This is a genomic window from Paenibacillus sp. FSL H7-0703, from assembly GCF_038003485.1.
Taxonomy (GTDB): Bacteria; Bacillota; Bacilli; order Paenibacillales; family Paenibacillaceae; genus Paenibacillus; species Paenibacillus polymyxa_B.
The window spans coordinates 5066434-5088115 of the sequence record NZ_JBBOPF010000001.1 but is presented as its reverse complement, the minus strand read 5'-3'; the positions used below and the strand labels follow the sequence as shown (position 1 = coordinate 5088115).

The following is a 21682-nucleotide window of genomic DNA, read 5'->3' as shown; positions in this document are numbered from 1 at the left end:
GATTTCAATCAATTTGACCTTTTTTGACCTTTTGACTTCACAAGAGACTACATATTCTTTGGCAGCCAACTCAGGCTTGCCCTGCTATCGCTTGTTCCGGTGTAGAAGCTGGGTACAAGTGACAGGCTACCTGCCGCCCCGGTGCAGCTTCGGCAAAGATGGGCTGTACTTTGCTGCATATCTCCATGGCTGCCGGGCAGCGGTTATGAAACGCACAGCCACTTGGCGGATTTTCTGGACTGGGCACATCCCCTTTAAGTACAATCCGATCACGTTCCGCTTCCGGATCAGCTACAGGTACCGCAGACATTAACGCCTTTGTATACGGGTGCAGCGGCTCTCTGAACACTGCTTGGGTCGGTGCGAGTTCGACCAGCTTGCCCAGGTACATCACACCCACGCGGTCGCTGATAAATTTGACGACCGACAGATCATGGGAAATGAACATATACGTCAGGTCATATTGTTTTTGCAGGTCCTTCATCAGATTGAGCACTTGCGCTTGAATCGACACATCGAGGGCCGAGACTGGCTCGTCACACACGATAAATTTGGGATGAAGCGCCAGTGCCCGTGCGATCCCGATCCGCTGGCGTTGACCACCCGAGAACTCATGCGGATAACGATGGGCGTGATAAGGAGACAATCCGACCACTTCGAGCAGCTCGTCCACCCGCTCTTTGAGCTGCGTTTTGCTTAGCTTTTCATGCGTGATGAGCGGTTCTTCCAGCACCTGCTGTACTGTCCATCTGGGATCAAGCGAAGCAAACGGATCTTGAAACACCATCTGCATATCCGTTCTGAATTTGCGCAGCTGCTCTGTGTTTAGCTTACGTATATCCGTGCCATTAAACAGAATCTCTCCATCCGTCGGTTCGATCAATCTGAGAATTGCCCGTCCAGTTGTGGATTTGCCGCAGCCGGATTCTCCCACGATTGCCAGGGTTTCACCCTGCTGTACAATCAGGTTAATACCATCCACCGCTTTGACTGCTCCCACTTGTTTGGAAAAAAGTCCTTTTTTGATCGGATAGTGTTTTTTCAAATTACGTATTTCAAGCAGTGTACTCATGATATCCCTCCTGCTGTAGCAAGCAGCGGCTTTTGTGTCCGGGTTCCACTTCTGTAAGCTCCGGGGCCTCTGCACGGCAAATTTCCTTAGCAAACTGACAACGCGGTGCAAAGCGGCAGCCTTTTGGCATATCGAGCGGGTTGGGAACCTGGCCCGGAATGGAAGCCAGACGCTCCTGATCACTGTTCAATTGCGGCAGTGAGGCTAGCAAACTTTGTGTATACGGATGCTTGGGATCTTTAAAAAGCGTTTTTACATCGGTTTCTTCTACCACTTGTCCGGCGTACATAATCACGACCCGATCGCACATTTCAGCAACGACACCAAGGTCATGAGTAATCATCAGAATGGAAGTTCCTTCGGACTTCTGCAGCTCACGCATCAAGTCAAGAATCTGTGCTTGAATGGTTACATCGAGTGCCGTTGTCGGTTCATCGGCGATCAGCAGCTTCGGATTGCACACCATCGCCATCGCAATCATCACCCGTTGGCGCATACCGCCCGAGAGTTCATGCGGATAAGAAGCGGCTACTTTTTCTGGACGTGGAATTCCTACTTTCGTCAGCATTTCCACAGCCATGTCTTTTGCTTTGTGTTTGCTTACACCGTGGTGGTAGCGGGCAGACTCCGCAATTTGCTTGCCGATTTTGAACACAGGATTTAGCGAAGTCATGGGCTCCTGAAAAATCATAGCCATCTCGTTGCCACGAATCGAGCGCATTTTCCGCTCCGAAAAATCCAGCATGTTTTCACCGTTAAACCGTACTTCCCCAGCGGCTACTTTCCCAAGTCCCTTGGGGAGGAGCTGCATAATGGAAAGGGAGGTAATGCTCTTGCCGCACCCGGATTCGCCAACGATTCCGAGTGTTTCGCCTTTGCCAACCGATAGATCGACGCCGTCCACAGCCCGGATGGTGCCAGCCGCAGTCTTGAACTCCGTCCGGAGGTTGGTTACTTCAAGCAGTTGTGCCATGCCCTCTTCCTCCTCCTTGTCCATCATTGATCCTTCATGTTCTTTTTTTCTTAGGGAATAAGCTTATTCAGACTTACCCATCGTTTGCAGATGCCTCATGGTACCGTACAATTTAGTAATATGTTGAAACTCCTTTTCCGAATGAAAAGAGCATTGCCCACGTCCATAAGCTTTGGCTGTTTCTACAGCCAATTTGGCCGCCAGCGCAATATCGCTTTCGTGGCTGGCCCCCGTTGCACTGCCTGGGACAGGAGCAGCGGCCGTGATGGCTACACCAACCACTGGAGCGGAAGTTGCCACCGCTGGTTGCAAAATGCTGTTGATGTGATACAGGTCGTTACCATAAGGTGTGATGTCCTGCGTAGTTACAGCAAACGTGACACACGGTTCGCCAGTAACGGTCTGAACAATATCGACGAGGTCTTCACTAATTCGTAGCACATAGCCTTCACGTACAGTAGGGGAAATGGCAATACCTTTATGGTTAATGACCCGATTCCCTTTGGTCGTATCAATGGACAGGATCGCTTCCATTTCGGGTGTCACTTCATATTTGTTCATCGTCAAAATATCTACGGGTGAATCCATAAATGGAACCGGATCATGGGGCTGAGTAGGTGCATCTGGACAAATATGTGTACAGATAATCACATCTCCATCAAGCACATCTCCTTTGGACTGCATGCTCAAAAGTTTAGCCGCCGCAGAAATTGCCGCTGCCGCACCGTCACCATCGGATACAAATCCGATCATCTCCGGTCGTGCTCCAAGTCCACCAAGTCGCCCTACTACACCCAAGGTTGGAGAATCGCCCCCCTGAATGCGACCCGTTTTACCGGCAATGACAATTTTAATAAAATCCGTAGACCCCTTTTCACCTTTCACGGTGGAGACCGTAATCTCCGCTTGACCCAGTTGTTCCAAATAAGCTTTGACTTCTGCCCCGCTGGCAAACGGACTATCCAAAAGGTCATAGACTTCAAAAACTTGTTTCATCATACGGCAGATCCCCTTATGCTTCTTTTTGTGTTGTTTTCAGATATTTAAGCGCCGTCAAGGCGTATACTTTCGCAGATTGAATGATCTGCCATACCGGAGCTTTTTCATTAAAATTGTGAATGGTCGACAGTTCGGCAGGACCGTATTGCAATACCGGGATATTGTATTTGCGGAATGCACGTGCGTCGCTGGTTGCCCATTGCAGTACGCCATAGGCCTCTTTACCGCTGACCTCAGCGATAGATTCCACAAGTTCCTGTACAATCGGCTCGGTTGGAGGGGTCCAGTTGGCATTACCATAAAATCCGAATTGTTTGGGTTCCGCGTCAATGCCTACACTTGCAAGCAATTCTTTGGCTTTGGCCAGTACATCCCGGTGGTCTACGCCAAATGGAACACGGGAATCCACTTGCACTGTGCAACGGTCTGCAACCACATTGACTTTGGTGCCTCCCTGAATCGTACCAATGTTCACTGTTACATGATCAAACGCTTGTCCATAGCTTGGGTTCTCCCGTTCACTTGCATAACGCTTGGAAATTTCAATGATCTCTTTGACTTCTTCCGGGATGTCCGGCTTGATGTCCCACAGTTGTTGCAGCGCTTCAATTCCTTTTGCTGCCTTCAAAATAGCACTTTCACCTGCTATCGGCTGCAAACTGCCATGACCCGGTGTGCCTTCAACGGTAAATTCAAACCAGCAGCTTCCTTTTTGCCCGATGGTCGGGTTTTGCGGGCCTGAAGGCTCTGCGATCACAGCAGCTGTTCCTTCAATCAGCTTTCTTTCCAGCACCCAAGGTACTCCAAGATGTCCCCCGGTTTCCTCGTCTGGAACTACAAGCAACGACAACGCACCTTCGAGTGGTACGCCTAGTTTGGAGAACAGCGCAACGGTAAATATTAATCCGCCCAGTCCGGCTTTCATGTCCGAAGCACCGCGACCCAGGAGATAGCCATCACGTATTTCACCACAAAACGGATCAAAATCCCAACGAGTACGATCCCCTGCCGGCACAACGTCTGTATGCCCACAGAAAATCAGTTTTTTTCCGTCCGCCGTTTCAGCGCCATAATCAGAAATGAGATTCCACATATTCGGCCCGGATTCATGCACCGTTGTTTCTATACCTGCTTCTTTAAGATAGTCCATAATGAACTGACTAATTTCGCGTGAATCACCTGGAGGATTTTCCGAAGGAAATTGAATCAACCGCGAGCATAGCTCAAGCAATTCGTCCTGCCGTTTATCTATTTCATCGAGAACTAACGTTTTCCAATCTGTCATTTCCATTCAGTCCCTTCACGTTTTCCATTTAGCCAACTACATTTTTTACGATCCATCGGGATCAGCTTCCTCCTTCAGGTGTAAAATGATAGCCTTCGGCTGTAAAAACCGAAGGCATAAGGTAAGATCACAACTTACTCTTTATTCAATGAATAGAATCGGATAACCTCATCTGGGTAGTAGACATATCCAGTGACGTCTTTGCTCATGCCAACAACGCGATTGTATTCATACAGGTACGCCCATGGCGAATCTTGATTTATAAGTTCTTGTGCTTTGCCATACAGCTCTTTACGTTTATTTTCATCTTGCTCTTTGCCTGCTTGTTCCCAAAGCTTATCCACTTCTGCATTAGCGTAATGCATATAATTCGATGAACCGCCGCTGTACATCAGAAACCCGAGATGATAACCAGGGTCGTTGACGAAGGAAGTCCATTTGGAAATGTATGCTGTCAGGTTGCCTTCTCGTTGCTGTTCAAGGAACTGTGCACGAGCAACATTGACAACATTCATCTTTACGCCAATCTTGGCAAGTTCAGCTTGAATCAATACGGCATCATCTGCCCAGTCCTGGAAGCCGGAACCCAGTGTCAGGTCAAAATTAAACCCATTAGGATAACCCGCTTCTGTAAGCAGCTGTTTTGCTTTGTCCAGGTCGTGCTTATAGCTGTAACCCGCATCAGTGTAGCCAGGCGTGTTACTCGCTACAGAACTCTTCATTTGTTTCGCTTGACCGTACATGACATCATCGATTAATTGGTCGTAAGGGATGGCATAAGCAATCGCTTGACGCACTTTTGGATCATTAAAAGGTTTGACTTTGTTATTCATGGCGAAATACAGAATCCGGTTACTTGCATTGGATTGAACCTTTAGATCGGCGTTGGTTTCCAGCTTCGAAACATCCTTTGCAGGAATCTCAATCGCCATGTCGACATCGCCTTTATCCAGCAGAAGTACACGGTTGGAAGCTTCCTTGGTAAACTTCATCGTTACTTTGCTCAGATTTGGCGCTCCTTGCCAGTAGCTGTCATTAGCATTAAAGACAGCTTCTGTCGCAGGGTCCCATTTTTCAAGCTTAAACGGGCCTGAACCTGCCGCATGTGTTTTCAAATAGTCACCATCGCCATTTTCTTTGACAAGCACATCATCCACAATGGAGAAGTTGTACAATGACAGGATTTGCAGAAACATATGATTGGGTTGGGACAATGTAACGACAACGGTGTGCTCATCAGGCGCTATAGCGGTTTTAATAGAGCTCATACCATACAGGAAGCTACCGGAATCGGAATTTTTAAGCCGTTCAAAGGAATACAACACAGAATTGGCGGTCAGCGGGTTGCCGCTTTGGAATTTAACGTCTTTACGCAGATGGAGCGTATAAGTCATGTTATCCGCGGACACATCCCATTTTTCAGCCAGCATGGGCTTAATTGCTTCCGTATCTGCCACTTCGCCGCTATCCGTAGATTTTTTGCCATAGGTCACAAGCTGATCATAGAGCGCAAGCACAAGGGTGTCCGATGTAAGATCACTTGCTTCAGCAGGGTCCATGGTTGACCCTCCCTCCGAGTAAGCAAGTGTAATCGTCTTTGGTGGGGATGGGGCATCTGCGCCTTTCTCTCCAGATGAAGCGGACGGGCTGTTAGCATTGCTCGCACAACCTGCCGTCCATAGCAACGTAGACAAGACGACAATTAGAGAAAGACTTTTTTTCAACATGGCTTACGTTCTCCCCTTTAATGATCTATTTATTTTTATTTGCTAGAGCGCAGTCTAGGATCAAGAACATCCCGCAAACCGTCTCCAAGCAAATTGAAGCCCAAAATAGCTGTCGCAATTCCAAGACCTGGGAAGGTTACAATCCACCACTCACCGGAAATGATATACGCTCGCCCTTCTGAAATCATTGCGCCCCATTCAGCAATCGGGGGTTTCACACCGAGTCCCAGGAAGCTGAGACTGGCTGAAGTGAGGATGGCAAAGCCCATTCCAAGCGTTGCATTCACAAGCAGTGGGGCAAGTGCATTAGGCAAGATGTGGCGAAACAGGATCGTTCCGTTCGTTACACCAATCGCCCGGCTGGCCTCAACAAACTCCTTTTCCCGGAGAGAGATGGTTTGCCCATGAATCAGTCTGGCGAATTCGGGTATGCCTACAATGCCCACGGCGATGAGTGCACTCATCAGTCCTGGTCCCATCGCTGCAGCAATGGCCATGGCGAGTACCAGCGACGGGAAAGCCAACAGAATATCCATACAGCGCATAATAATGCTGCCCATTCGACCGCCATAGAAACCTGCGATGGCTCCAAGCGGTACGCCGATGATAAATGAGATTGACACGGCAATCATCCCGGTCCATATGCTGATTCTGGCTCCGTAAATGACACGCCTGAGAATGTCACGTCCGTAATTATCGGTCCCAAACCAATGTTCTGCACTTGGCGGCAGCAGCTTGTTCGCCGGGTCGGTTACATAAGGATCATGTGGAACGATCCATGATGAGAGGATGGCAATGAGCGTCCAGCCAACGATAAAGATGAATCCGATTAAAGCGAGTTTATTGCCAAACAGCAATCGCCAAAAGGTCTTGCGTTTCGGTATAGCGGCTGCATTGGGCTGAGGTACAGCCGCTTTTGCCACCAAATCACTTGCAGTGCTCATCCGAGTACCTCCCCCTACTTTTGTGCTTCATTGTTATCACTCGTACCGGATACGTGGGTCAATCAATCCGTAAACCAAGTCGACTCCAAGATTGATAAAGCTGTAAATCAGCGCACTTACGAGGGTAAATGCTTGAATCGGTGCGTAGTCAGCCGCCAAAATGGAGTCCGTCACATAACTGCCCACTCCTGGCCAGGTAAAAATGGTTTCGGTAATAACCGCTCCACCAATCAGGTAACCGACCTGCAAACCAAGTACGGTAAGTGTTGGAATAAAGGCGTTAATGAGTGCGTGCTTATAAACAACAATTCCTTCGCGCAGACCTTTGGCTCTGGCTGTGCGAACAAAATCCTGACCGATCACTTCCAGCATGCTGGAACGCATCATCCGTGCCACAATCGCCATAGTGCCTGTACTGAGACAGACTGCTGGCAGAACCAAATGGGATAAACTGCTTTTTAAAGCTACAAAATCACCGGTCATCAGACTATCGAGTACATAAAGTCCCGTAACGTGCGTCGGCGGATTGATATCACCGCTAATTCGACCCATGGGCGCAGGAGCGATGCCCCATTTAGCATAGAAAATATAAATGAATAACAGGCCAATCCAGAAAATGGGCATACATGCACCGATCAAGGAAAACACGCGTGAAATGTGATCAACAATCGATTCTTTACGGGTTGCCGCCAGAATACCGATCGGGATTGCCACCAGAATCGCAATAACCAAGCTTGCCAGTGCCAACTCGATGGTTGCTGGAAACCGGGTAGCAAAGTCGCTTGCCACTGACTGTCCGGTGTGATAAGCCTGACCCAGATCACCATGGAACAATCCCACTACATAATGAAAGAATTGAATGTACTTCGGTTGATCCAGTCCCATACTGCTGCGAATATTTTCAATCGTCTCGGGTGTAGCCTGTTCCCCCGCAAGCATCACAGCAGGATCACCTGGAAGCACTCTTGAGATCATGAATGTAATGACGACAATACCAAGCAGTGCTGGAATCATTTGTACCAATCTACGTAGTGTGTATACGGCCACAGTTCGTCCCCCCTTATCCGTAATCCCTTGCCTCTTTGTCATCTTTCTTTTCATCACTTGTTATTTTTATCATTGTACTAAGGAACAAGAACGGTTTCCACGTCCTGAACAACTAAAAATAATGACGAAATTTGTCGTCCGTGCACTAAAGTGACTCAATATGTAGTTTAAATGTTATGTATTCATCCGGTTTGAGAAATTAAAAACAGCATAATGCAAAACAGGCAATCCCCTTTTAAAAGGAAATCGCTTGTTTTTTGTAAATATGGATTGTAGTATTAGGTCGATCAGGAAAGGAGAATCACAGTATTGGAAATGAACTACAAAAAGCTGTTGGAACAGATGATGACACCCTATGATGAAATGCTGCAGAGTCTAATAGGTGATCACGCCGATTTTTCGAAGGTCGATTATTTGGAAAAGCACAGTGAGAAATATGGAAAGAGTGATGCCAATTATACCAATCCGCTTGAAGGTGCTTTTGGCTATGTACAATCGCGAGGATCGATATGCCCCGCATTACGAACCGATTGTTAGAAGGTTGCTCGTTAATGAAATTATAGACAGGGAAACGAACAGTTTTCAGGGGATTGGCGATGCTCTGTATTACGCCGTTTTTTTACTGCAAAAGTATGAGCGTGAGCAGGACCAAATCTTGTTCCAGCAGGCCAAGGAGGCCAATTTCGATACATATGCCGGGTTTGACCCAGAGTTGATTTTGGAAAATTATTTATTCAGCAAAGATGCAGCTAATATCGAGGATTGCATCAATATCGCGAGCGAGCTCGGGGAAGATGTTTATCTATCATTATTTATCGATTTGTGGATCAAGGATCAGACGGATTGGAACAAAGAAAATTTGCAGACACTCGTTTATCATGAGAGATGGCGCAACCATGCAGAAGGTGAAATTGAAGCTCTTAAAAAGCTGACCGAAATAGAGAAAACCGAAGGGAATCATCATAACTACTGTTCTACTGCATCTAGCCTAGCAGAGAAGTTCATTGAAGCAGGACGATTAAATGAGGCATGGAGAATGATGGAAACCATTATTCCGCTTATTACTAAGGAAGAAGAATGGTTTCTGTACGGACTTGGTCGCAATATTATTACGGCCTCTATCCACATCATCTTCCATTTTGGAGCAGAAAGCCGGCAGGCCGCTTCGTTATGGCAAACGATAAAAGAGATTCTTCAACCTGCCGCTAACCATATGGGGACCAATCAATATCAGCTTGCTGTATCTGTTAGCAAATTTATGGGAGATACCAAATTGGAGCAGAGGTTAATCAGACTTCAGAAGCAAAGGTAGTAATCCAGTTGCGATGAGGGGCCTGTCGCGCGTTCTGCAAAGAACGAGGCATTCGACTCAGCGCTCGCCGTTCGGTCGCCCCTCGAAGCAGCGGTTCAAAGGTATATCCAGTATTGTCTTCGGCTACAGCTCGAATCATTCCGCAGCACGCTCCTCTTCTTCCAGCACCCTGTACATTCCTTTCCTCCACTTCACCGCATCTTCGCCACCAATATGAAATAGACAATTGAGACCTTTTGACTATCATTCAAACCAGCAAACAAAATAGGCTTCTCGTGAATATAGCGCGAAAGCCTATGGGTTCATCAAATTATTTGGCCTTCTGAGATACCAGTTCACTATTCCCTTTTCTCTTTCTTATCCCCAACATAATGACGGCCATAACAGCTACCAGAACTGCTATAAGAGCAAAAGGAATATATTTATCCACCCGATATAGCGTCGTTGTCAAAATAGGAGCAATAATCGAAGAAATGCCTTGGACAGTAGCCACCAGACCAGCGGCTCCTCCTTGCTGTTCTTTACTGACAGAAAGAGAAGCCCCCGCCATAAATCCAGGCATTAGCAAGCCTGTACCTATACCAAACATAAAGAACGCAAAATAGTAAACGACCATGCTGGCTGACATGAGGAATAGCAGCATACCGACAATAAGGAACAGAGAGCCAAGCAAAATCATTGGCTTGGGTTGCCATTTAAGCCATTTCATTTGAACGATCTGTACAATCAACATCGCCGCCCCAGAAAACATAAGCCCAAAGGAAACCACTCTTGCTGTTTCTTCGGATGAAAGGCCTAATTGATCTTGAAAATAAAATCCGCCTATAACCTGGATGGTCACAATACTAATCATCGTAACCAAACCTGCAAACAAATACATTCGTAGACCAGGTTGAAAAGGGTTAATCCGAGCTGGCTTTTGCTGAATAACAGGCTTGGCAGACGGAATTGCCAGCAAGGCTACTACAAATGCTACAGCCGCAATCACGATTCCAAAATACAAAGGCCACAGCAAGCCTATTAAAGTAAAGGCGCCTGCAATAGCGGGCCCAAATACTAATCCAAGTCCATTGGCCGCGCTAATGATAGCCATGCCACTACCTCGATCTTCGCCCTCGGTCACGTCTCCCATGTAAGCTTGGGAGGATGACAATACCGCCGGGATAAACCCGCCGATCAAGCCGCGTGTAACAATCAGCACGACTAACAGCATTCCCCCGCTGAGCCAACCCTTTAATCCTGCAAAAAGAGTAAGCGTAAACAGCAAGCAGCTTACACACATCCCTATGAATCCAAGCAAAATCACAGGCTTGCGTCCCTTTGCATCACTCAGATTCCCCCAAATTGGAGCCATTAAGGCCATCGTTATGGAGCCAAGCGATATAATTAACCCAGAATGACTTTCTCTTAACCCCAGCTCACGAATAAGGGGCGGCATAATTGGAGCAATGAGCATGAGCCCTAGCATAGCCACAAAAACACTGAAAAAGATGCTCCCTTTGATTCTATTCATCCTCGCACACTCCTCTGGTATAGATTCTCTCTATGCAGAAGTATACGGAGCATACCAAGAAACTACTGCCTGTATACGGATAAATTTGCGGTTAAACGGATTTAATTTAGCATATAAAACAGCGGCCAGCCTTCAGGACAGTATAAGATGATCTTAATTCTATGATCCAATGGGTTCCGTTGATTATAGTGGCCTTGACGCATAGTTCACCTGGGGGCCGTAACATGATACGAAGTTTAGACGGTTTCATCGCTGACAAGATGAAAGGGCTTAACTTCCTGACATGTTATTACGATATATGATGTACAGTCTTTTTACCCTTTAGTAACTAGCGCAGTTGTGGGTTGAGTCTGTATATCGATGTCTAAGGGGGAAATGCAGTGAAAACAAAGATAGGATCAAATATGAAGGTGAGATCACTAAGAACGAAGTTAACCATAATGTGCTTAATTATTTTAATTGTACCCACATTCGTAATTGGAATCAGTTCTTATTTTGTTTCCAAGAATGAAATGAATGAATCAGGCAAAGTGGCACTTAAGAATAGTGTGCAAATGGTAATTGGTATGATTAGTTTCCTCAATGGGCAAGTCGAAGCCGGTAATTTAACATTGGAGGAAGCACAGGAAAAACTGCGCATCGAGCTGCTCGGTGTAAAAGATGCTAATAACAAAAGACCGATAAAGATTAAATATACTGTAGGTAAAACAGGTTATCCGTGGGCAGTCAACCAAGATGCCGTTTCAATGATGAACCCTTCAAATGAAGGCCAGAATTTAATGAATGCCGTGTCGGAAGACGGTGTGCATGTGGGAAAAGAGTTTGTAGAAGTCGGTACAAACGGCGGGGGATTCGTCACTTATAAATGGGCTTTACCTGGTACAGATCAAGTGGAGACGAAAATTTCTTATGTTGAAAAGGATCCTTATTGGGGATGGATCATCGGTTCTGGAGCATATTTTAACGAATTTAACAGCGGGGCGACCAAAGTCCTTTATATTGTCCTGATTATTACGACTGTTGCGGTTATTCTGGGAGCAATTATCGTAAGCTTTGTTTCGGGACGTTTTACGAAGCCTATCATCATGATTGCAAAGCGGCTTAACGCAGTTGCGGACGGTGATTTAACGGTCGAAGAAGTCAAAATTCATTCAAAAGATGAGATCGGCGAGCTTGCACAGGACTTCAATCATATGATTAAAAATATTAGATTTCTGATCGGTGAGGTAAATCTGTCCACAAAGCAGGTAGCTACTTCCTCGAAAGAATTGACCCTTGGAGCAGAGCACACTGGACAGGCAACCGAGCACATCACCATCGCGATTCAAGAATCGGCGGCCGGTGCTAAGGAGCAGCAGATGATGCTCCAGAAGACAACCAGCTCGCTTGAAGAAATTTCAATAGGTATGCAGCGGATCACGGAGAGCTCCTTGGCCATTGCTGATTCGTCTGCAGACGCGATGGAAATGGCGAGCGTTGGTGGTACTGCTGTACAACATACGGTGAAGCAAATGGACCTGATTAACCATTCCGTCAATGAAACCGATGCGGTTATGAGAATGTTGGATGAACGCACTCAACAGATCGACACGATGCTGCATGCCATTACGGATATTGCACAGCAGACCAACCTGCTTGCCTTAAATGCTTCGATTGAGGCTGCTCGTGCAGGCGAAGAAGGCCGCGGTTTCTCCGTCGTTGCTTCAGAGGTAAGAAAGCTGGCCGAACAATCGAACCAGTCTTCCGGGCAGATTTCCGAGTTGATTCAGAATATGCGCAAAGATATGGAGCATTCGCTTAAGACCATGGAACGCGTAAAACAGGATGTCGACTCTGGTATTAAAATTGCCAGTGAGACGGAGCAGCAGTTTAACAAAATTGTGACGTCCACCAATCATATCGCACAGCAAACAGAAGAGCTCGCGAGCATCACGCAGCAAATAACCGCAAGTGTCCAAGAAATTTCGGCGAGCGGAGAGAATGTATCAAGTCTGGCGCTTCAAGCGGCGGACAACTCGCAGAATATTGCAGCGTCTGCAGAAGAGCAGTTGGCTTCAATGCAGCAGATCACCAGCCTGGCAACGACCTTGTCGGATATGTCTCAGAAGTTACAGGATCTAACGGTCAAATTTAGATACTAGTGGAATAAACTGTAGTTTCCAATATGGTTTCATTAAAAGCCTTCTTACCGTGAGATTAGCATTAGTTCATGGTAAGAAGGCTCATTTTTTTCCGAAAACGTCGCGCTAAACTGACCATTCGTATTATGAAGGGCTCGCAAATCGTGATCTGTTAATTGGGCATGGTTTTTGTCGATTTTGTTCAGAATTGGTTCAGAAGCATTTAGTATAGTAATCCAGTAGTGTAAGAAATCATATTAGCAGGTTAGTCATCATGGAGGATCTTAGTCTATTCATCGTGACACCGGAAATTTATGGAGGAAGTTTATGAGTAAAGTCAAGTATTTTTGTTTATCTTATCTTGCTGTTATCGTCTTATTTGGGACCTGGACATGGAGTTTTTCTGGGAGTGCTGTGTATGCGACCTCCTCACCAGTACCTAGTGTAACGGATGCTGTGTATGCTACTGAAACCACGGTAACGAGTTGGACAAATCCTTCTAAACAAGGTCAATCCGTGACGTTTAGCATCAAAACTATCTCAACCCCACAAATTACGAAAGATTTAACCGGCACGGTGGTCCTTATGGACGGTATGAATATATTAGATACGCTTACAATGAAGCCAAACGGCATTGCAAATGGATATGCCACTGCGACCTATACCACAAGTAATTTAAGTGTGGGAAGTCACCCGATTACAGCTATATACAGTGGGGATGCTCGATTTGTCCCGAGTACAACTGAAGCGTATATACAGGTTGTAAATGGAGATAACACTGGTGGTACTGGTGGTAATGGAGATAACACTGGTGGTACTGGTGGTAATGGAGATACTGTCGGAACCGATGATACTACTGGTAACGACAGCAGCAATAGCAATAAAAAAGATAAGAAGGATAACGCGGATAGTAGCGATTCATCTTATTCCAGTGAAACAACCATACCTTCATCACCATCGGTTTTACCGACGGATTTATCGACGACTCCGGAAATCAAGCCAGTAGAGCAATCTGAGGTTGTGCATGAAAAATATATAACGGGTTATAAGGATGGTTCATTTCGACCGGACCAGTCGATTACACGAGCTGAAACCGCTGCGATGATGGCTAGAATTATGAAGTTGGAAACAAAAGAAAGCTCAACGACATACAAAGATGTACCTACACGTATTGGGCAAAGGATTCGGTTATAGCACTCACGACACAGCACCTCATGAATGGATATGCAGATGGAACATTTCGACCAGAGCAACCCATTACCCGTGCAGAAATGGCAGCCATACTCGCATCCTGGAAGCAGCTTAAAGGTACACAAACCGCAGCATCCCCTTACACTGATATCGAAAAGCATTGGGCAAGAGATTCCATTGTGGCCCTAGCTGATGCAGGATGGATTACTGGTTATAACGACAGCAGCTTCCAACCCAATCAATATATAACACGAGTAGAAACCGTTACATTTTTGAACACCATCTTAAAACGAGGACCCCTGGAAGGTACGACCCAGGCCACATGGAAGGATGTACCAGTAGATTACTGGGCATTCAAAAATATTGAAGAAGCGTCTCGTACCCATACTTCAACCATCGATTCAGAGGATACTGAAACTTTCGTGAATTAAGCCCCAAATAAAGGCTGGACCCTTTCTATGCAGGGTTCCAGCTTTTTATTTACCTGTTTTTTTTAAATGGTCAAAAAGAAATTTTAAAATACCTTCTTTAAGGATGATGGCTTCACTCCGTATTCTCGGAAAAATTGCTCTGAAAATGCACTCACATTGCTATATCCTACAGCCATCGCAGCTTCAGTCACATTGCTTTCTTGGCTTCGGAGCAGCTTCATCGCATAATCAAGACGAATTTGGCGCAAATATTCAAATACAGTAGTTCCAAAGCAGGCTTTGAATCCTTTTTTTAATTTAAAATCGTTTAATCCAACCTTTTTGGATAATGTGATCAGTGAGGGTGGATCAATCATGCTGAACTCAAGTATCTCCCGAGCCATATGCAGCTTTCTGACATCTTCTTTGGACAAACCTTCGGGCATAGGTGTTAAATCAAATAATTGAATCATAAATCGATTTAAAATTTCGAGTGCCGCTGCTTCCATTAACAAAGGAGATTTATGCACACTTTTCAAGTCTTTGATCAAATGTTCAATCATCACTATACTTCTGTGATCCAGTTCAAAACTAAAGTGATGGAATGCAGCTCCCTTAAGAATTTGATTAAATTCAATAGCTACCTGCCGACGAGCCGCTAACTGTGAAGCCGCATAATTAAACAACGAAACGGGAATTCCAAGTGCAAATGATTGGTATTGTTCGTTAACCGGAGGATGAAAGCGCGCTTTAAAATCCTGTAAGAAAATAAGTGCCCCCTGTCCCATCGGGAGTGTATAATCCAATCCAGCCACATTCACATGACGTTGACCCGAAAGCGCAAATTGAAGTTCAATCATTTGTCCTCTGGAAGAAAAATTGGTCGGGTACGGCTCGTGATATTGAATATGCGAATACACGATCTCAATTCCACTATAAGTTGTAACTCGGTAGATATGTCCATGGCCCGCTTCCGGTAAAATCATATACGTATGCTCGTTCTGTTGTCTGAACGGGGTCTTTTCCAAATAATGCTGATATATTAATGATAACGAATTTGAATTCACAAGCGTCCACCTCAAATGTTTTCATTCATTCCGATGCTACAAATGAGAATCGTTATCAATAATAGTAGCCGAATTTGAATGGTTTGACCAGACCTATTGGAGTAAGCTCAACTCTTCATACAGTTTTAAGAAGCCTCTATACTATCTCTTTACAAGATTTGCTGAATGAGTGACCCGATTTCTCCCGCCACTTTTGGAAGCATACAGTGCCAAATCCGCTTGATGAACAATCGTTTGTTCCGTATCCTCTTGCGTAACCGTTGCCACACCAATACTCACAGTAATGGTATATTCTCCCCAATCCATCGAGGCTGTCGTGGAGCGGTATCTTTCTGCTGTACGAATGGCTTCTTCTTGATCGTTGCCCGGAAGAATAATTACGAACTCCTCGCCGCCATACCGAGCGACAATGTCCCTGTCCCGTGACATGGATTGCAGTAATTCTGCCAGATTCGTAAGCACTAGGTCGCCCACTGGATGACCATAAGTATCGTTAATACTTTTGAAACGATCAATATCAATGATAAGCAGCGAAAAAGATATTCCACTCTCACGAAAAGACGCGAGGCTAGCTAGTAATTGATCTTGGAAATACCTTCTATTTTTAAGACCGGTTAACGGGTCCGTTGATGCCATCGTTTCAAGCTGGAGATTAATCCTTTCTAGCTCCTGCTGTTTGATTTCATATTCTTCGTGCAACCGTTCAAGCTTCTGGTTCGCTTCATTCGTAGCCTGATATAATTCCTGAAGCTTGGTTTTGGTCTGCAGAATATCTCTCTCATGTTCAATTCGCTTACGCATCATAAGCACTACACAATCAATAACAGTTTCTCCGTTGCGCTCCTGACGTACCCCATTTAGAAGTACAGGCACATCCTGTCGATCACTTGTCCGAAACGAGAAGTACATCTCATCGACATGCCCGTACAACTGAATATAGGGATAAAAATAAGTATGAAAAAATAGCTTGTTGGTAACAGACATTGTGGATTCAATAGGCCGTCCGAGCAATTCATTCCGATCATAAAGTAGCATATCCAATAAAGTTTGATTTACCGATTGAATGAAGCCAGAATCCGAGATTGAGAAATATCCACAGGGAGCTTTATCTAATTGAGTATCCATTTCATAACTGCCTTTCTTCTGTTAATACACACTGGCTAAATACTCTTTAATCAGCTCGCTTGTTTCTCCAGGTTGACTTAAGTGAGGATAATGCCCCTTTGCCCTCATCTGTTGAAGCCTGCTGTTTTTAAGATGAGTACGTAAATAATCCCCTACCTCAATCGGAGCAATGCTATCGTCCGAGCACTGGAGAATCAGTGTAGGAACTGAAGCATGCTGGAGATCGACACGGCAATCCGAAAAAAAAGTCACTTCCGCAAATTGTCGTGCAATATGAGGGTCTCTTGAGCAAAAGGTTTTCTCCAACTCTTCGGTTAATTCCTGTCGTTCAGGATTCTGCATAACAATGGGTGCCAGATAACTAGCCCAGCCAATAAAGTTCATTTGCATCATATCAAGCAATTCATCGATGTCACTCTTATCGAAGCCTCCATAATAATGGGGGAGGTCATTCACATAACGAGGAGAGGGACCGAGCATGACGATGCGCTCAAAATTTTGGGGATTGCGGATAGAAGCAAGCATTCCGATCATACTACTAACGGAGTGTCCGACGAATATGACATTTTTTAATTCTAGCGCTTCCATAATATCTAGCACATCTTGGGCATACCCTTGCAAGTCACTGTATTTTTCTGAATTATAGTACTTAATTTGAGAATCTCCAGAGCCTACGTAATCAAATAAGACGATTTGGTAGTTGTCGATAAAGCTAGGGACGATATAACGCCACATATCCTGATCGCATCCAAAGCCATGAGCAAATACGATCGTTTGGCTACCTGAGCCCAGCACTTTTACATTATTACGTACGAGAATGTCAACGGTCATTATAAATCACCTCTCTGAGGTAGTATCTGTTCTATCGACTGCTTTTCATTATTATATCGGAAAAGATTTGATTATGGATAATGAATCTCATTCAGAAATACATGTACCCCATATTCTTCTAGTTCGGAGTAACTCTGTTCATTTAACTCATTCAAATTCATATCTGTATCCTCTCCGCGGCATTTATTCATCTAAATGAAAATGTTTTTTTATAGGCAAGGGCATCGCAGAGAATATTAATTCGCCTAATTGCTCTGGAGATTCCTTCATGCCATTCTCAAGCCAGTCCTTAGTCACATTCACTCCCCCATAAGCGTTAAATCTTATAGCAAAAAGGATGTCGGGAGGCAACGAAGTCCTATTTGTTTTCTTAAGAATATAATTGGTGTGGCATTCAACCGTATAGTTAAAGATATTATTATAAAAAGACAAGTGCGTATTGTCGTCAAAAGCCTTTTTAAAATAGATGTAATCCTCTTTAATAAACTCAACAATTCTCCCGGCAACGCGTCCCCAAGGCTCTTTTTCTATATATTGTTCAATAATTTTATCTGCCTTATCACTATATATCCATGAGATCAGGTCATATTTACTGGAGAAATGATAATAAAACATCTGTCTGCTAACCTGACAATTGTCAGTAATATCCGTTACGGTGATAGACTGGATTGGATGTATTTTGGCTAAGTCTATCAAAGATTCAGCAAGAAGTTCCTTAGGAGTTGTTTTTCGAATCATGTTAGCCCTCACAAAATTTTATTTTACATTTGTACACTATGAAGCATTTGTCTACATTTTTAACACTCTTAAAAATCAGTCTATTATTATTTAATTGCCTATATTTTATACTAATGATGTGAATAGAAGCTGGACAGCCATTTGTCAAATGAAAAGGTAATGGCTCAATATCTTTTTCATAAAGGAGAATAACAGCATGAATCCCAAAAAGATAAGAAATGTAACTATTAATGCTTCATTCAACAGCGAGAATGAAGTTGCTAAAAAGAACATGGATGTGATTATAGACTTTTTTTCTTTATATTTAGGAGATACGGACAAATTTTATTCTTTGTGGGTTGAAGATAATCCGGCTGTAATCACCCCATTTACCACTAATGATGTGGCAGTTTTGCACAATTCTGTTCAAGAAGGCTGGGATGCTGTAAAAGGCTTCTTTAATCCCATTTTTAATGATATGAAAGGGACATTCGAATGGACCATCGATGAGTTTATAGTCGGAGAAAATCCTAACACGATTGTGACAAAAACACGCAGCCATATTGATATCACAGCGAATGGACCATGGGGAGAAAATAAAAAAATAAAATACAACGGGATCTATGTCCAGATCTTTAAATTTGAAAACAATAAAATCAAATCTTTCGAAGAGTATTATGATACTGCACTGTTAAACCAACAATACTCGTAAATATTTACTATTAGAAAAAGTCTCGGCCTGTAATCTACATTTCCATTACGGAATGTACAATTCACAGACCGAGACTTTTTTTCATTCTTTATTCTGCTTCAACATCATCCGTAATTTTTTCTACTAACCCTCTCAAGCCGTGGTTGGTTACATTTAATTGATCAATAATATTCATAAATTCCGTTACAAGCTTGGCTTGCTCTTGGGAGGAAACCGCAATCTGTGTGATTTCTTGTTCCATGTTATAAACCGATTGTCTGACGGCTTGCAAGGACTGCTCAATCCGTCCGGTTGCTTCCTTGGTGCCCGTAGACATTTTCCGGATTTCTGTAGCCACAACCCCAAAACCAGCTCCTGCCTCACCCACTCGGGCTGCTTCAATTGCTGCATTTAATCCAAGCAAGTTCGTCTGCTCTGAAATTTCCTTAATGTAGCCGGCCACCTCAGTCACGTTACCGGAGTCCTCAACCGCCTGTTTAGTATTGCTTAGAATTTCTTCAGCTGTCGCACTAAGCTCCTCCGAATGAGCCGCCACATGCTGAATCCCTTCAACTAGCTTACTTGTAACATCCTCGGCTTGAGTCATCAACTTCTTCAGTTGATCTTGATTATCCATACTATAGGTGATACACATTACGGCCTCGATCTCATTCTGTTCATTCTTAATCGGATGAAAGTAAGAATCAGCAGCGATGCCGAAAACTTCAGCAGCGTAACGCTCTCTGGTCTTTTCACCGCCTACTAGCATTTTGAAGTCTCTGTGTACATCAGGAAGAGGATCGCCTGCTTTGAAGTCATAAACTAAGCTTTTACCCGACTGAAAGAACAGAAATTTTTCCCTGTCCATTACGGAAATTGAAACATCTTGTCGTGCAGCTTCTTTGATAAATGGCATGGCGGTCAAAACAGCTTCTACTTGATTCATAATATGTATCCACTTCCTTATATTTTGATATAAGTCCTATCATCTATTTCGACATTTTCATCCCATGTGTTTAGTGAATTTAAAAATACTATTGATGATGTTAAGTCCCCAACCTATAAACAATCTCCGTAGTTTCCTGAAGGGAATCCATTTAAGGTATTGTTTTCGTTTCATAATGTAAATTCTAGTAGCGCGTACCATTAAAAATTGGCACGCGCTGATGGTATGACTTTTATGAAACAGGCACTAAGATTTAATCCAGCTGCTCTCCATTGGTTTCGATCACATTCTTATACCAATAGAAGCTCTTCTTTCTGGATCTGGCAAGTGTCCCTTTGCCTTCATTATCCTTATCGACGTATATAAACCCATAACGCTTTTTCATTTCACCGGTTCCCGCGCTTACCAGATCAATACATCCCCAAGGCGTATACCCTATTAGGTCTACTCCATCAGCAATCGCTTCTTTCATTTGCTCAATGTGTTGCTTCAGATAATCAATTCGATAATCATCGTGAATGGAGCCGTCTTCTTCCACGGTATCTACGGCGCCAAGGCCATTTTCAACAACCATTAACGGGATTTCATATCGGTTATAAATATTATTGAGGGACCATCTCAATCCCTGTGGATCGATCTGCCAATCCCAGGCACTTGCTTTCAAATGAGGATTCTTTAAGCCCATAGATAAATTTCCTCCCACCTTCTCCTGGTTGGGATCGGCGCTGACACAAGTAGAGGAATAATAGCTGAAGGTATAGAAATCTACGCAGCCTTCCTTTAAGATGTCCTCATCCTCTTCTTGCATTTTGATCTGAATATTATGATCTCTAAAATAGCGTTTGGCAAATCCCGGATAAGCTCCTCTTACTTGAACATCTGAGCATAGGAAATTACTTAAGTTATCCTTTTGTTGAGCCAGCAGAATATCATCAGGATGACATGTAAGTGGGTAGGAACACATATAAGCAATCATACAACCGATTTTAAAGTCCTTGTTGATTTCATGGCCCAGCTTTACAGCCTTTGCACTGGCAATAAATTGATGATGCAACGCCTGATACAGAACCTGCTCATCCTTCACTGTAGCATGGGCAAGCTCTCCATTCCCCTCCGGCATCATAGCTCCAGCCATGAACGCGCCAAATGACAAGGTTAAAATATTGATTTCATTAAAAGTTAACCAGTATTTTACGACATCTTTGTATCTATTAAAAAGCACTTCACAATATCTCACATAAAAATCTACGACTCTGCGATCTGACCAACCATTATATTTTTGGGTCAAATGAAACGGTGCTTCATAATGTGAGATCGTAACCAAAGGCTCAATATTATACTTTTTCAATTCTGCGAATACACGATCATAGAACTGCAAGCCTTGCTCATTCGGCTCTGCATCATCTCCGTTAGGAAATATTCTTGACCACGCAATGGACATTCTAAAGACCTTGAATCCCATTTCCGCAAATAAGCGGATATCCTCTTGATAGCGGTGGAAAAAATCAATAGCTTCGTGACTCGGATAGTTCACTCCTTCTTCCAGTATAGGTGTAATTCTTCGGGAAGTCGTATGCGTTCCAGCCGTAATCACATCAGCAGTGCTTAAGCCTTTACCTTCTTCATTATATCCACCTTCAAATTGGTTGGCAGCCGTTGCACCTCCCCATAAAAATCCTTGTGGAAATTCCAATTTAGTTGTATTTTTCATT

The 21682-nt window shown here is 44.2% G+C and carries 21 protein-coding genes; 6 read left to right on the top strand and 15 right to left on the bottom strand.

What is annotated here, in order from left to right:
• Window positions 1-70: 70 nt before the first annotated feature.
• From MHB46_RS22885 to MHB46_RS22855, 7 genes are all read right to left on the bottom strand, one after another.
• Window positions 71-1072, bottom strand: coding sequence for an ABC transporter ATP-binding protein (locus MHB46_RS22885; protein ID WP_341163529.1), 1002 nt, complete (start codon window positions 1070-1072; stop codon window positions 71-73).
• Window positions 1056-2045: an ABC transporter ATP-binding protein gene (locus MHB46_RS22880; protein ID WP_061829731.1), complete on the bottom strand. Its 990-nt coding sequence runs from the start codon at window positions 2043-2045 to the stop codon at window positions 1056-1058. The genes MHB46_RS22885 and MHB46_RS22880 overlap by 17 nt, the downstream gene beginning before the upstream one ends.
• Window positions 2046-2108: 63 nt before the next feature.
• Entirely contained in the window at window positions 2109-3044 is a 936-nt protein-coding gene (locus MHB46_RS22875) for a DUF1177 domain-containing protein (protein WP_341163528.1), read from the bottom strand.
• A gap of 13 nt (window positions 3045-3057) precedes the next feature.
• Window positions 3058-4329 (bottom strand): M20 family metallopeptidase, encoded by a 1272-nt coding sequence (locus MHB46_RS22870; protein ID WP_023989677.1) that lies wholly within the window; start codon window positions 4327-4329, stop codon window positions 3058-3060.
• A gap of 134 nt (window positions 4330-4463) precedes the next feature.
• Window positions 4464-6056 carry an ABC transporter substrate-binding protein gene (locus tag MHB46_RS22865; RefSeq protein ID WP_341163527.1) on the bottom strand — a complete coding sequence of 531 codons (1593 nt, stop codon included), beginning with the start codon at window positions 6054-6056 and terminating at the stop codon, window positions 4464-4466.
• Between the two features lie 35 nt (window positions 6057-6091).
• Window positions 6092-7000, bottom strand: a complete 909-nt coding sequence (locus tag MHB46_RS22860) for an ABC transporter permease (protein ID WP_341163526.1) — start codon at window positions 6998-7000, stop codon at window positions 6092-6094.
• A 36-nt stretch (window positions 7001-7036) separates the two neighbouring features.
• The gene (locus MHB46_RS22855) at window positions 7037-8047 is read right to left on the bottom strand and encodes an ABC transporter permease (RefSeq protein WP_341163525.1); all 1011 of its coding nucleotides are present in this window, start codon (window positions 8045-8047) and stop codon (window positions 7037-7039) included.
• Between the two features lie 309 nt (window positions 8048-8356).
• Between MHB46_RS22855 and MHB46_RS22850 the strand changes: the two genes are divergently transcribed.
• Window positions 8357-8584 (top strand): hypothetical protein, encoded by a 228-nt coding sequence (locus MHB46_RS22850; protein WP_341163524.1) that lies wholly within the window; start codon window positions 8357-8359, stop codon window positions 8582-8584.
• Window positions 8535-9359, top strand: coding sequence for a hypothetical protein (locus MHB46_RS22845; protein ID WP_341163523.1), 825 nt, complete (start codon window positions 8535-8537; stop codon window positions 9357-9359). The genes MHB46_RS22850 and MHB46_RS22845 overlap by 50 nt, the downstream gene beginning before the upstream one ends.
• Here the strand turns inward: MHB46_RS22845 and MHB46_RS22840 are convergent.
• Window positions 9337-9498 carry a hypothetical protein gene (locus tag MHB46_RS22840; protein ID WP_341163522.1) on the bottom strand — a complete coding sequence of 54 codons (162 nt, stop codon included), beginning with the start codon at window positions 9496-9498 and terminating at the stop codon, window positions 9337-9339. The two genes, MHB46_RS22845 and MHB46_RS22840, sit on opposite strands and share 23 nt — an antisense overlap.
• Before the next feature lie 171 nt (window positions 9499-9669).
• The gene (locus tag MHB46_RS22835; protein WP_341163521.1) at window positions 9670-10872 is read right to left on the bottom strand and encodes an MFS transporter; all 1203 of its coding nucleotides are present in this window, start codon (window positions 10870-10872) and stop codon (window positions 9670-9672) included.
• 380 nt (window positions 10873-11252) lie between these two features.
• Here MHB46_RS22835 and MHB46_RS22830 point away from each other — a divergent pair, with 380 nt between their 5' ends.
• The 3 genes from MHB46_RS22830 to MHB46_RS22820 all read left to right on the top strand — a co-directional run bounded on the left by MHB46_RS22830 (window position 11253) and on the right by MHB46_RS22820 (window position 14614).
• On the top strand, window positions 11253-13013 hold the full coding sequence (locus tag MHB46_RS22830) for a methyl-accepting chemotaxis protein (RefSeq protein WP_341163520.1): 1761 nt from the start codon (window positions 11253-11255) through the stop codon (window positions 13011-13013).
• 306 nt (window positions 13014-13319) lie between these two features.
• A complete protein-coding gene (locus MHB46_RS22825) occupies window positions 13320-14186 on the top strand; it encodes an Ig-like domain repeat protein (RefSeq protein ID WP_341163519.1) in 867 nt (288 codons plus the stop codon).
• Window positions 14187-14206: 20 nt separating this feature from the next.
• Window positions 14207-14614 carry an S-layer homology domain-containing protein gene (locus tag MHB46_RS22820; protein ID WP_341163518.1) on the top strand — a complete coding sequence of 136 codons (408 nt, stop codon included), beginning with the start codon at window positions 14207-14209 and terminating at the stop codon, window positions 14612-14614.
• A gap of 83 nt (window positions 14615-14697) precedes the next feature.
• Here MHB46_RS22820 and MHB46_RS22815 read toward each other — a convergent pair whose 3' ends face one another.
• From MHB46_RS22815 to MHB46_RS22800, 4 genes are all read right to left on the bottom strand, one after another.
• Entirely contained in the window at window positions 14698-15660 is a 963-nt protein-coding gene (locus MHB46_RS22815; RefSeq protein ID WP_341163517.1) for a helix-turn-helix domain-containing protein, read from the bottom strand.
• A 141-nt stretch (window positions 15661-15801) separates the two neighbouring features.
• Window positions 15802-16785, bottom strand: coding sequence for a sensor domain-containing diguanylate cyclase (locus MHB46_RS22810; RefSeq protein WP_341163516.1), 984 nt, complete (start codon window positions 16783-16785; stop codon window positions 15802-15804).
• 21 nt (window positions 16786-16806) lie between these two features.
• Complete coding sequence (locus MHB46_RS22805; protein ID WP_341163515.1) at window positions 16807-17616, bottom strand: alpha/beta fold hydrolase; 810 nt, start codon at window positions 17614-17616, stop codon at window positions 16807-16809.
• A gap of 183 nt (window positions 17617-17799) precedes the next feature.
• Window positions 17800-18354 (bottom strand): TetR/AcrR family transcriptional regulator C-terminal domain-containing protein, encoded by a 555-nt coding sequence (locus MHB46_RS22800; protein WP_103744715.1) that lies wholly within the window; start codon window positions 18352-18354, stop codon window positions 17800-17802.
• Between the two features lie 196 nt (window positions 18355-18550).
• Here MHB46_RS22800 and MHB46_RS22795 point away from each other — a divergent pair, with 196 nt between their 5' ends.
• Window positions 18551-19045: a nuclear transport factor 2 family protein gene (locus tag MHB46_RS22795; protein ID WP_341163514.1), complete on the top strand. Its 495-nt coding sequence runs from the start codon at window positions 18551-18553 to the stop codon at window positions 19043-19045.
• Between the two features lie 88 nt (window positions 19046-19133).
• Here MHB46_RS22795 and MHB46_RS22790 read toward each other — a convergent pair whose 3' ends face one another.
• Together MHB46_RS22790 and MHB46_RS22785 are read right to left on the bottom strand one after the other, a co-directional pair.
• On the bottom strand, window positions 19134-19970 hold the full coding sequence (locus MHB46_RS22790; RefSeq protein WP_023989690.1) for a methyl-accepting chemotaxis protein: 837 nt from the start codon (window positions 19968-19970) through the stop codon (window positions 19134-19136).
• Window positions 19971-20223: 253 nt separating this feature from the next.
• Window positions 20224-21681, bottom strand: coding sequence for a glycoside hydrolase family 1 protein (locus MHB46_RS22785; protein WP_250260784.1), 1458 nt, complete (start codon window positions 21679-21681; stop codon window positions 20224-20226).
• Between the last annotated feature and the right edge of the window lies 1 nt (window position 21682).

What these genes read in the sequence shown, in the direction of transcription:
- MHB46_RS22885 (WP_341163529.1), bottom strand. Translation starts at nt 1,072, where the DNA reads ATGAGTACACTGCTTGAAATACGTAATTTGAAAAAACACTATCCGATC.
- MHB46_RS22880 (WP_061829731.1), bottom strand. Translation starts at nt 2,045, where the DNA reads ATGGCACAACTGCTTGAAGTAACCAACCTCCGGACGGAGTTCAAGACT.
- MHB46_RS22875 (WP_341163528.1), bottom strand. Translation starts at nt 3,044, where the DNA reads ATGATGAAACAAGTTTTTGAAGTCTATGACCTTTTGGATAGTCCGTTT.
- MHB46_RS22870 (WP_023989677.1), bottom strand. Translation starts at nt 4,329, where the DNA reads ATGACAGATTGGAAAACGTTAGTTCTCGATGAAATAGATAAACGGCAG.
- MHB46_RS22865 (WP_341163527.1), bottom strand. Translation starts at nt 6,056, where the DNA reads ATGTTGAAAAAAAGTCTTTCTCTAATTGTCGTCTTGTCTACGTTGCTA.
- MHB46_RS22860 (WP_341163526.1), bottom strand. Translation starts at nt 7,000, where the DNA reads ATGAGCACTGCAAGTGATTTGGTGGCAAAAGCGGCTGTACCTCAGCCC.
- MHB46_RS22845 (WP_341163523.1), top strand. Translation starts at nt 8,535, where the DNA reads ATGTACAATCGCGAGGATCGATATGCCCCGCATTACGAACCGATTGTT.
- MHB46_RS22840 (WP_341163522.1), bottom strand. Translation starts at nt 9,498, where the DNA reads ATGATTCGAGCTGTAGCCGAAGACAATACTGGATATACCTTTGAACCG.
- MHB46_RS22835 (WP_341163521.1), bottom strand. Translation starts at nt 10,872, where the DNA reads ATGAATAGAATCAAAGGGAGCATCTTTTTCAGTGTTTTTGTGGCTATG.
- MHB46_RS22825 (WP_341163519.1), top strand. Translation starts at nt 13,320, where the DNA reads ATGAGTAAAGTCAAGTATTTTTGTTTATCTTATCTTGCTGTTATCGTC.
- MHB46_RS22820 (WP_341163518.1), top strand. Translation starts at nt 14,207, where the DNA reads ATGAATGGATATGCAGATGGAACATTTCGACCAGAGCAACCCATTACC.
- MHB46_RS22810 (WP_341163516.1), bottom strand. Translation starts at nt 16,785, where the DNA reads ATGGATACTCAATTAGATAAAGCTCCCTGTGGATATTTCTCAATCTCG.
- MHB46_RS22805 (WP_341163515.1), bottom strand. Translation starts at nt 17,616, where the DNA reads ATGACCGTTGACATTCTCGTACGTAATAATGTAAAAGTGCTGGGCTCA.
- MHB46_RS22800 (WP_103744715.1), bottom strand. Translation starts at nt 18,354, where the DNA reads ATGATTCGAAAAACAACTCCTAAGGAACTTCTTGCTGAATCTTTGATA.
- MHB46_RS22795 (WP_341163514.1), top strand. Translation starts at nt 18,551, where the DNA reads ATGAATCCCAAAAAGATAAGAAATGTAACTATTAATGCTTCATTCAAC.
- MHB46_RS22790 (WP_023989690.1), bottom strand. Translation starts at nt 19,970, where the DNA reads ATGAATCAAGTAGAAGCTGTTTTGACCGCCATGCCATTTATCAAAGAA.
- MHB46_RS22785 (WP_250260784.1), bottom strand. Translation starts at nt 21,681, where the DNA reads ATGAAAAATACAACTAAATTGGAATTTCCACAAGGATTTTTATGGGGA.